We start from the raw sequence: 1,587 nt of genomic DNA, 5'->3' as shown, positions 1-1,587 counted from the left end.
GTATAGCTTGGTGATGACATGCCGTGCCAATGACATCAATCCCTATTATTACTTCCGGCACCTGTTCGCTGAATTACCCAAGCGGTCGCCATCGGACGATATGTCAGATCTGATGCCATGGTGTGTGGATCTCAGTGATGTCGAGTAGGCGTTCACCGGTTTATTAACCGCTTACGTACTAACACTTACTCCCATCTCTTTAGCTAACTGCTCCTGTCGTATAAACATTTTATTACCTTTATTTCTCTATTATTTAGTCGCATCTTAGATTCTCATCTACTGAATCATAATATAGAATAAGCAAAAAACTATGTTGACATGATGACTAATGGACTTGGATCAAAAACGCAATGCATTGAAACTACAGCTAGAAACAGCAATCAATGATTTAAAAAACCAGGCCGAATCTCAAGGCTGTAGAATTGCTCAGCGACGTCGCTATGGGTACCTATACGCTGTCGATGCTGTTCGGAACATTGTTCTAGAGCCATGGTTTACCAAGTTACTCAGTCAACATGGCTCCGTACTCAAAAAGTACAGCAGTTCTAACGCTATCCATCTTGTCGAGATCGTCGAAAGTTACGGCGGATTAAATAAAACAATTAAACTCATTGAAGCGGTGCTAGCGTTGCGTGGATTCGGGCTTGATAGCCAACAACACACTGATTATGTAGATCAAGTGCTCTGGGGGTTAAAAGATTTACGTTCACTCACTCCCCAGCATCAAGAAGAAACAATGCGCTGGAACAGTGTACTTCCGTATTGTGCTCTGTGCTTCCGTCTACGCAGCCGATCCCATTACTACTGCGAAAAACACCATCCCATCAAGTCTACTAGACTTTATAAACAGCAAAAATACGCAGCTATCACTGCATTGAAACATCTACCTAACGAAAATTGCGAGGCATACGAAAAGTACCTGGTAAAACCGAACAAACAGAAAAAGTTGGGACGACAACTTTATGATCTGGTCAGCGGCTATGCGCCGCATCCACGAGTCTTCTTACGTCACTGCAAAGATAGCGCTATATCAGGGGACTGGATCACACTATCAAAGAACATTGTTCAGACATGCAAAGTGACTTATCCAGCTAGCTATAAAAAAATAAAACAAATCAAACCAGATGATTTTAGAAACTGGCCTTCGTGGTGTATCGCGATCGTGAGATGCTTAGATTCGACAGAACCAAATGCGTGGAATGAAAAAGAGTGCCTAACGCTTTTCAGTGGTTTGAACACTTGGACAGCATTAGTCGGGATCTTGCATCGCTTCGAATGTATAGAACGAATCAATAGCATTGAAACTAAGCGTGGCCCAGACGTTGGATATGGAGCCAATCTAGAACAACACCAGTTGATCAAAGATCTTTTAAAACAACAACTAGCCTCGAATAGCAAAACTAACTTAAGTGAAATCGCCAGGACTCTTGGTCTTAGCAGACAGCGCATACACCAGATCATTAAAAAACATCAATTGCTCTCCTAAGTAGCAAACCAAGTGTGCAAAAAACAATCAAATTTATTTTACATTTTTAATTATTTAATCAAATAAAAATCATAAATATATCAAATAAAAATCATAAATAT

The 1,587-nt window shown here is 40.5% G+C and carries 2 protein-coding genes; both read left to right on the top strand.

Annotated features, from left to right (window positions below; translation table 11 throughout):
* The coding region (locus tag BZG14_RS15280) for a transposase domain-containing protein (RefSeq protein ID WP_131825207.1) at positions 1 to 148 on the top strand (148 nt) is incomplete at its 5' end.
* 180 nt (positions 149 to 328) lie between these two features.
* Positions 329 to 1,486: a MarR family transcriptional regulator gene (locus BZG14_RS15275; protein WP_077609155.1), complete on the top strand. Its 1,158-nt coding sequence runs from the start codon at positions 329 to 331 to the stop codon at positions 1,484 to 1,486.
* The last annotated feature ends 101 nt before the right edge of the window (positions 1,487 to 1,587 follow it).

The sequence above is a fragment of the Salinivibrio sp. IB282 genome, assembly GCF_001995685.1.
GTDB classification, from domain to species: Bacteria; Pseudomonadota; Gammaproteobacteria; order Enterobacterales; family Vibrionaceae; genus Salinivibrio; species Salinivibrio kushneri.
This window is presented reverse-complemented; position numbering and strand designations above follow the sequence as displayed.

Bases quoted from the DNA above. Each gene is read 5' to 3' on its own strand.
- BZG14_RS15275 (WP_077609155.1), top strand. From the start codon at position 329: ATGGACTTGGATCAAAAACGCAATGCATTGAAACTACAGCTAGAAACA.